This window comes from Luteibacter sp. P4_E6 (genome assembly GCF_056401535.1).
In genome coordinates, this window is record NZ_JBFUJE010000161.1 from 1 (window position 1) to 8,088 (window position 8,088).

The window sequence follows — 8,088 nt, forward strand, 5'->3', positions numbered from 1 at the left end:
GGGGAGAACCGTTTGATAACGGTTTCTTGATGATATATTTGCCCGCTACGACAGCTAACCAGCCCGGTCATCATGAGTTCAAAAGCACCCCGTGCGTCGCGCTCGCGCGCGATGGATCAGCGCACGTCCATTGCGCTGGCCGCCGTTATTGTCTTTTTCGTCGTCAGCGGCGCACTCGCGTATCTGAACATCCGAACCATTCGCGACGGCAACCAGAAGGTCATCCAGTCTCAGCAGACGGTGACCGCGCTGAGCGACATCCTTTCCGCGGCCCAGGACGCGGAAACCGGTCAGCGTGGCTTCCTGCTGACGGGGAACGAGAGGTACCTCGAACCCTATCGCGCTGCCCTGGCGAGCATTCCTGCCCGTCTCGAATCCCTGAAACTGTCGACCCATGACAATGCCAGCCAGCAGGCTCGCCTGAAGGAACTGGCCGGCCGCCTGGACGACAAGCTCGGCGAGCTCAAGGAGACGATCGAGCTGCGCCGGACACGCAGCCTCGATGCGGCCCTGGCGGTTGTCAACAGCGATCGTGGCAAGGCCGCCATGGATGCCATCCGCGCGCAGCTGACCAATATGCAGGCCGAGGAATTTTCGCTTCGCGACAAGCGGGTCGTGGAAATGACCGCGGCCTATGGCAATGCACTCACCAGCGGGCTGCTCAGTGGTCTGCTTGGCGTGGCGCTGACCATTTTTGTCGCCGTGATGATTCGCAATGCGTCGCGTAGCCGGGTACGGGCAACCTGGCTGCAGGCCGGTCAGCTCGAACTGGCGGCCGTCATGGCCGGTGAGCAGGAGACGGAAACGCTTGGCGCGAACATCCTCGCCTTCCTCGCTCGATTCGTCGACGCCCAGGCAGGGGCTCTTTTCGTCAACACCGCCAACTTTTACGAGCGGATAGGCGTCTACGGCCTCGCGCCGGGTCACCATGTGGTCGAGCGCTTCCTGCCGGCCGAAGGGTTGCTCGGTCAGACCGCTGCCGAACGCCGCACCTTCGTCATCGACGACGTGCCGGAGGGCTACCTGGCCATCGGCTCGGCGCTGGGCCAGGACAAACCGCGTCATCTCGTCCTGTTGCCCACCGTGGTCGATGGCGAGGTCAACGGGGTGCTGGAGCTCGGCTTTTTCAGCGCCGTTGACGAGGATGTCATTTCGCTTCTCGAACAGGCCTCCTCCGCCATCGGCGTGGCACTCCGTTCGGCCACCTACCGGGCAGATCTTGGTCGTCTTCTGGAGGAGACGCGCCGGCAGTCCGATTCGCTGCAGGTGCAGGGCGAAGAGCTTCGCGTGTCCAACGAGGAGCTCGAGGAACAGAGCCGCGCGCTCAAGCAATCCCAGCACGAGCTCGAGCAGCAACAGGCCGAACTGGAACAGACCAACGCCCATCTGGAAGAGCAGGCGAACCAGCTCGAATTGCAGCGCGACGACCTCGCCCGGGCGAATGAAGTGATCGAGAACAAGGCGAAGGAAGTGCTGCGCGCGAGCCGGTACAAGTCGGACTTCCTCGCCAACATGTCCCACGAATTGCGGACGCCGCTGAACTCGGCGCTGATTCTCTCCAAGCTCCTTGCCGACAATCCGCGCGGCAACCTGACGGAAGAGCAAGTCAAGTTCGCCAATACCATCCATTCGTCCGGCAACGATCTGCTCACGCTGATCAACGATATCCTCGACCTGTCCAAGATCGAAGCGGGTCATATCGAGATTCATGCCGAGTCGCTCTCCGTCGACCGCATGATCAAGAGTCTTGTCCCGCAGTTCCAGCCGGTCGCCGAACAGAAAGGCCTGATCTTCGACGTATCGACGTCACCGGATTGCCCGCCTATCGTCGAGACCGATCGTCAGCGCCTGGAGCAGGTGCTCAAGAACCTGTTGTCCAACGCCTTCAAGTTCACCGAGCAGGGCAGCGTGCAGTTGCACGTATCGTGCGACGGCCATGGTGATTTCGTGTTCGCCGTTAGCGACACCGGCATCGGCATCTCGGTTGAACAGCAGACGCGTATCTTCGAAGCGTTCCAGCAGGCCGATGGCACGATCAGCCGCAAGTACGGCGGCACCGGCCTGGGCCTGTCGATTTCGCTGGAACTGGCGCGCCTTCTCGGCGGCAGCATCGCCGTCGACAGCCAGGTGGGCAGGGGCAGTACGTTCAGCCTGACGATTCCCCCGCTGCTCGGTGCCGTCCGCAGGCCACCGTCGACGGAGCCGGTCACGGCCGCGGCCCTGCCGACGGTGGCATCGCGGTCCGATGTGGCGCCGCCCGTCCCCGTGCCTGCGCCCAAGGTGCCGGACGATCGCTTCGAGCCGGCCGATCAGCGACGGGCCATCCTCGTCGTCGAGGACGACGAGCGCTTCGCGCAGATCCTCCTCGAGCTGGCCCGCGAGATGAACTTCCGTTGCCTGATCGCCACCAGCGCCCAGGAAGCGCTCGCCCTGGCGAGACATCATCTTCCCCAGGCCATCGTGCTGGACGTCGGCTTGCCCGACCAGTCGGGCCTTTCCGTGCTCGACATCCTCAAGCGCGACGTGCGAACACGTCATATCCCGATCCACGTTGTTTCCGCGACGGACCATTCCCATGCAGCCCTTTCCATGGGTGCGGTGGGGTATCTGCTCAAACCGGTCAAGCGGGCGCAGCTGGCCGAGGTACTGGGCAAGCTGGACGCGAGGCTTTCGCAGGCGGTCCGTCGCGTGCTCGTGGTCGAGGACGACGATGTGCAGCGCGACGCTATTCGCCAGTTGCTGGCGTCCGCGGATGTCGAAACAGTGGCGGCGGCGACGGCGGCAGAGTGCCTCGATCACCTGAAGAGCCAGACCTTCGACTGCATGGTGCTCGACCTGTCCTTACCCGATGCTTCCGGCTTCACGCTGCTGGAAACGCTGAGCGCCGAGGGTATCTATGCCTTCCCCCCGGTGATCGTCTATACCGGTCGCGATCTGACGTCGGACGAGGAGGCGCGACTGCGCGTCTACTCGCGCTCCATCATCATCAAGGGCGCGAAGTCGCCCGAGCGCCTTCTCGACGAGGTGTCCTTGTTCCTGCACCAGGTCGTCACCGAACTGCCGCAGGAACACCAGCGGATGATCCAGGAGGCGCAGCATCGCGATGCGCTGCTCGAGGGTCGGCGGGTGCTGGTGGTCGAGGACGACGTGCGCAACGTCTATGCGCTGATCAACATCCTCGAGCCCAGAGGCTGCGTGCTCACTGTTGCCCGCAATGGCCAGGAGGCCATCGATGCCCTGAACAAGGCCAGCGATGGCTCTGGCAACGACATCGATCTGGTGCTGATGGACGTGATGATGCCGGTGATGGATGGCCTGACGGCGACGCGGCAGATTCGCGCCGATCCGCGCTGGAAGAAACTGCCGATCATTACGCTCACCGCCAAGGCCATGCCTGACGATCAGGAGACCTGCCTGCAGGCGGGGGCGAGCGATTACATGGCCAAGCCGCTCGACGTCGACAAACTGCTCTCGCTCGTTCGCGTGTGGCTCTCGCAGTGAGCCACATGGAGGACAGCGCGGTGGGCCGCCTCGAAGCGATCGAGGTAGAGCTGATCCTGGAAGCCTTGTTCCAGCGCTTCCACTACGATTTTCGCGGGTACTCCAGGGCGTCGATCACACGACGCCTGAAGCAGCTCCGCGAGAAGCTCGGTTATCGTACGCATTCGGCCATGCTCGAAGCGCTTTTGCACGATCCGTCCGTGGGGCCCCACGTGGTCAGTTACCTCACGGTGCAGGTCAGCGAGATGTTTCGCGACCCCTCCTATTTTCGTGCGCTACGCGAGCACGTCGTGCCGCACCTGCGTACCTATCCGTCGCTGAAGGTCTGGGTCGCCGGGTGCAGCAGTGGTGAGGAATTCTATTCGCTGGCGATTCTTTTCCGTGAGGAGGGTCTGGAACAGCGAACGATGTTCTACGCCACGGACATCAACGCGGGAGCACTGGAGGCAGCCTCGGCAGGGGTGTACAACCTGGATCGCATCCGCGGGTTCACGGAGAACCACCAGCAGTCCGGTGGCCGTTCCTCACTGTCGGATTACTACACCGCGGCCTATGGGAAGGCTTCATTCGATCGTTCGCTACGGGAGAGGGTCGTGTTCGCCGACCATAGCCTGGTCACCGATGCCGTGTTCGGGGAGATGCACCTCATCTCCTGCCGGAACGTGCTGATCTATTTCGACAACACCCTGCAGGATCGAACCATCAAGTTGTTCAGCGATTCACTCGTACGCAAGGGATTCCTGGGGCTCGGCTCGAAGGAAAGCCTCCGGTTCTCCGCCCATGCCGATGCTTTCCAGGACTTCGTCCAGGAAGAAAGGATCTACCAGAAGCAGGATCTTTGACATGGCTACTCCCATCACTGGTAAGGACGCGGCGGTCATGAGCCCGGTTCATTTTCTTCTCGTCGACGACCTCGAGGACAACCTCGTTGCCCTCGAGGCGCTCTTGCGCCGTGACGACCTGGTGTTGCTCAGGGCCCGCTCGGGAGAAGAGGCGCTGGAACTCCTGCTCGTCCACGACGTGGCGTTGGGACTGCTCGATGTGCAGATGCCGGGCATGGATGGCTTCGAACTCGCCGAACTGATGCGCGGCAACGAACGCACGCGTCATGTACCGATCATTTTCCTGACGGCGAGCAATACCGACAGCCAGAGGAAGTTCAGGGGCTATGAAGCGGGTGCGGTCGATTTCATCCAGAAGCCGGTCGAGTGGGACATCCTGCGGAGCAAGACGAAGGTCTTTTTCGACCTGCACCGGCAGAAGCAGCAGCTTGCGGCGCAGCGCGACGAGCTCGAAGTTTATGCCGACACGCTGACCCGATCTGACCGTTACAAGGACCAGTTCCTCGCCATTCTTGCGCATGAGTTGCGCAACCCGCTCACGCCGTTGCGGATGGGTCTGGACGTGCTGAGGGGGCAGCCCTCGCCAGAGCGGACGGAGCAGATCCACGGCGTCATGGACCGCCAGCTGGTGCACCTGGTGCGCCTTGTGGATGACCTGCTCGATGTGTCGCGCGTCAGCCAGGGCAAGATCGTGCTGAAGCGCGAGAGGGTCGAGATCGCGGAGGTCGTCCAGTCGGCGCTTGAAGCGAGCCAGCCGTTCGTCGAGGGTGGCAATCACACGCTCCGGGTCAACACGGGTGCCCGGTCGCTTTGGGTCAACGGTGACAAGACGCGCCTCACGCAGGTGGTGGCGAACCTGCTCAACAATGCGGCCAAGTACACCCCGACAGGCGGCACGCTCACGCTGGATACCTACCGGGACGAGCAGGACGTCGTGATTGCCGTGTCCGATAATGGCATGGGTATTCCGAAGACCATGCAGTCGAACATCTTCGAGCTGTTTACCCAGGTGGGCGAGCACCTGACCCGCTCACAGGGGGGCCTGGGTATCGGTCTCGCACTGGTGAAGCAGCTCGTATCGATGCACGACGGATCGATCTCGGTGAGTAGCGACGGCGAGAACAAGGGCAGCACGTTTGCCGTTCGACTGCCTCTTCTCGTGGTCAACGACGAGGAGGCCAGCGAGCGCACGGCGACGGACCCCGGGGCAAACGGTGGTCCGCTCAGCATCCTGGTCGTCGACGACAACGCGGACATCGCCGAGACCTTCGGCTGGCTGCTGAGCGACATGGGACATGAGTACCGGATCGTTCTCGATGGACGGACGGCGCTGGAGGCTGCCCGTGAGTTCCGGCCGGACGTGGTCCTGCTGGACATCGGGATGCCTTCGATCGACGGCTACGCTGTCTGCCGGGCGTTTCGCGACGATCCTGGCCTTCGTTACCTGCCCATCATCGCGCAGACCGGGTGGGGGCAGGAGGCCGACAAGGCTGCGACCGCCCGGGCCGGTTTCGACTACCACCTGGTCAAGCCGGTGGGCTATGGCGAGTTGCAGCAGGCCCTGGCCTTCGTCATGCATGCGGATAGAGCGCAGGCCGGCTGAGGGGTAAACCTTTCCGTACTGCGCAGGCACTCACCGCTACCGTAGGCCGCTGCCGCGGGATCGCCGATGAATCGGCTCCTACAACACGAGGGTCAGCTATCGCTGGTGGCCTGGATCACCTGCCGCGAGAAGCGTTCCATCTCCTCCAGCTGCGGGCTCATCTGCAACAACAGCAGATCGAGGCCCGCGGCGGAGAATTCGGCGATACGGGCGCGTACCTGCGCTGGCGTACCGACCAGCCCGGGACGCAGGCCACGGTTGGAAACCGAGTATTCCTTGATCTTCAGCTCGCGCTCGAGCTGCGTTCCTGAAAGCCACTGGTCGAAGTTGGCAAAGCCGGGCGCCTCGGTATCCAATGCCGTGATGCGCTCGACCTCGGCCAGCGCCTCTTCCTCGGTGTCGCGCACGATCGCATAGGCGGCCATGCCGTACTGCATCGGCGGCTGGCCATTGCGCTCCCTCCGGGCACGCATGTCGGCGATCTTCTCGGCAATGAACGCCGGCTCGTCGCCGTGCATGACGTAGGCATCGCAGCGTTCGGCGATAAGCGTCTTGGCGGCCTCGGATTCCCCACCGGCGTAGATGGTCGGCCGTGGCGACGAGAGCGGCTTCGGCTCGCAGATGGCGTCCTTCAGCTGGTATCGCTCGCCGGTGAAAGTGAAGGGGGTTTGCGACCAGAGACCATCGACCACCTGCAGCCACTCGTTGGTGCGCGCGTAACGGTCGTCGTGCTGGTCGAATTGCAGGCCGTACTGGTTGGCTTCGTCCGCCCACCATGAGGAGACGACGTTCAGCGCAAGCCGTCCGCCGGAGATGCGGTCGATATTGGCAGCCTGCTTGGCGAAGAGGGCCGGCTGATGAAAGTTGGGGCGCACCGCCACCATGATCTCGAGCTTCTTTGTGACGGCTGCCAGGGCCGCCGCACTCGACCAGGCGTCGAGCGCGGGCTCGGTGACGCCTTTGATGTCGTTGAGGTTCAGTTCGGCGATGAGTGTGAGGTCATAGCCGATCTCCTCGGCGCGTAGACACAGCCGGCTGAGGTACTCCCAGCTCGCCTCCATGTTCTCGTCGCGGATATTGCGTAGCCATCCGCCGAAGACAGGCGCCCAGAATCCGTACCTCATGCTGCTTTTCCCGTAGTTGCGTGGATGGCGTGGGACAGGTAGTCGACCAGCTTCTCGTGGGGATCCCATCCCAACACGTTGAGCGGATCTGCCACGAAATTGGAAAGACCATTGATGTCGTAGAACCGGCGCACGCCGTCGCGGTCGTCGATCATGAACTCGATGCCGCCGATGTCCAGCTTCGCGGCGCGGGCGATGGCCTCGGCGGCACGTATCGCTTCGGCATCGGGTTTGAATTCGCTCACGGTGACGGTCGGCTTGTCGATCAGGCAGACATCGGCGGGGCACAGATCGAAGGTGCCGCCATCGGTGTTGAGTGAAATGGCGTAAAGGAACTTGCCGTCGAGGGTTTCCATGCGAACCATGCGCTGATCGCGCGCCGGCACGTATTCCTGCACCAGGGTGACGCTGTCGATACCCCTGGGTGTGGTCCCGTTGGCGACGGCCTGTTCGAGCTCTTCCCGCGTGTCGTAGCGCGACACGCCAGCGCCTGATCCGCCGATATTCACCTTGACGATGACGGGGAAGCGAAGCCCGCGGGTGGCCGCGACGATGTCAGCCTGACGGTGGACGACGTGCGTGGCGGGGATATCCAGACCGAGCGACTTGATCACCGACATCTGCCGCGCCTTGGACGCATCGATGGCGAGGGCAGGGGTGCCGTTGATAACCCGTGCGCCGTTCAACTCCCAATGCGCATAGAGCGACTGGGCATAAAAAATGGGGTGTTCGTCCTGTCGCAGGAAGGAACTCATCGCCAGGCGGCTGAATACCAGTGGGGCCGGAGCGGCTTTCTCGGCGATATCGAACCCATGATCCTCGAAGCGAATGGCCTGGTAAGCCACGCCGCGGCGATCGAGCGCGGAGAAAAGCGGCTTGAACCATTCGGGGTGTTCGTAAACGATCGCCAGGGAGGGTGCGTCGGACATGCGTTGGCTTCGATCTGTAAGGACTTACAGAGATTTCCCATGGTGCGTGATCAAAGTCAAGTGAAGATGGCAGTATGGACGTCTTAAAG

5 protein-coding genes are annotated in these 8,088 nt (G+C 62.7%); 3 read left to right on the forward strand and 2 right to left on the reverse strand.

The window, feature by feature from the left end:
- Nucleotides 1-72: 72 nt before the first annotated feature.
- Genes AC1DT2_RS11485 through AC1DT2_RS11495 form a run of 3 tightly spaced genes read left to right on the forward strand, consistent with a single transcriptional unit; the run spans nucleotide 73 to nucleotide 5,946 of the window.
- Nucleotides 73-3,501 (forward strand): response regulator, encoded by a 3,429-nt coding sequence (locus AC1DT2_RS11485; protein ID WP_477296302.1) that lies wholly within the window; start codon nucleotides 73-75, stop codon nucleotides 3,499-3,501.
- A 5-nt stretch (nucleotides 3,502-3,506) separates the two neighbouring features.
- Nucleotides 3,507-4,343 carry a CheR family methyltransferase gene (locus AC1DT2_RS11490; protein WP_477296306.1) on the forward strand — a complete coding sequence of 279 codons (837 nt, stop codon included), beginning with the start codon at nucleotides 3,507-3,509 and terminating at the stop codon, nucleotides 4,341-4,343.
- Nucleotide 4,344: 1 nt separating this feature from the next.
- On the forward strand, nucleotides 4,345-5,946 hold the full coding sequence (locus AC1DT2_RS11495; RefSeq protein WP_477296303.1) for a response regulator: 1,602 nt from the start codon (nucleotides 4,345-4,347) through the stop codon (nucleotides 5,944-5,946).
- 92 nt (nucleotides 5,947-6,038) lie between these two features.
- Here the strand turns inward: AC1DT2_RS11495 and AC1DT2_RS11500 are convergent, their stop codons facing one another.
- Together AC1DT2_RS11500 and AC1DT2_RS11505 are read right to left on the reverse strand one after the other, a co-directional pair.
- Nucleotides 6,039-7,070, reverse strand: coding sequence for an LLM class flavin-dependent oxidoreductase (locus AC1DT2_RS11500; protein ID WP_477296304.1), 1,032 nt, complete (start codon nucleotides 7,068-7,070; stop codon nucleotides 6,039-6,041).
- Nucleotides 7,067-7,999 carry an ATP-grasp domain-containing protein gene (locus AC1DT2_RS11505; RefSeq protein ID WP_477296305.1) on the reverse strand — a complete coding sequence of 311 codons (933 nt, stop codon included), beginning with the start codon at nucleotides 7,997-7,999 and terminating at the stop codon, nucleotides 7,067-7,069. Before AC1DT2_RS11505 ends, AC1DT2_RS11500 begins: the two co-directional genes overlap by 4 nt.
- Between the last annotated feature and the right edge of the window lie 89 nt (nucleotides 8,000-8,088).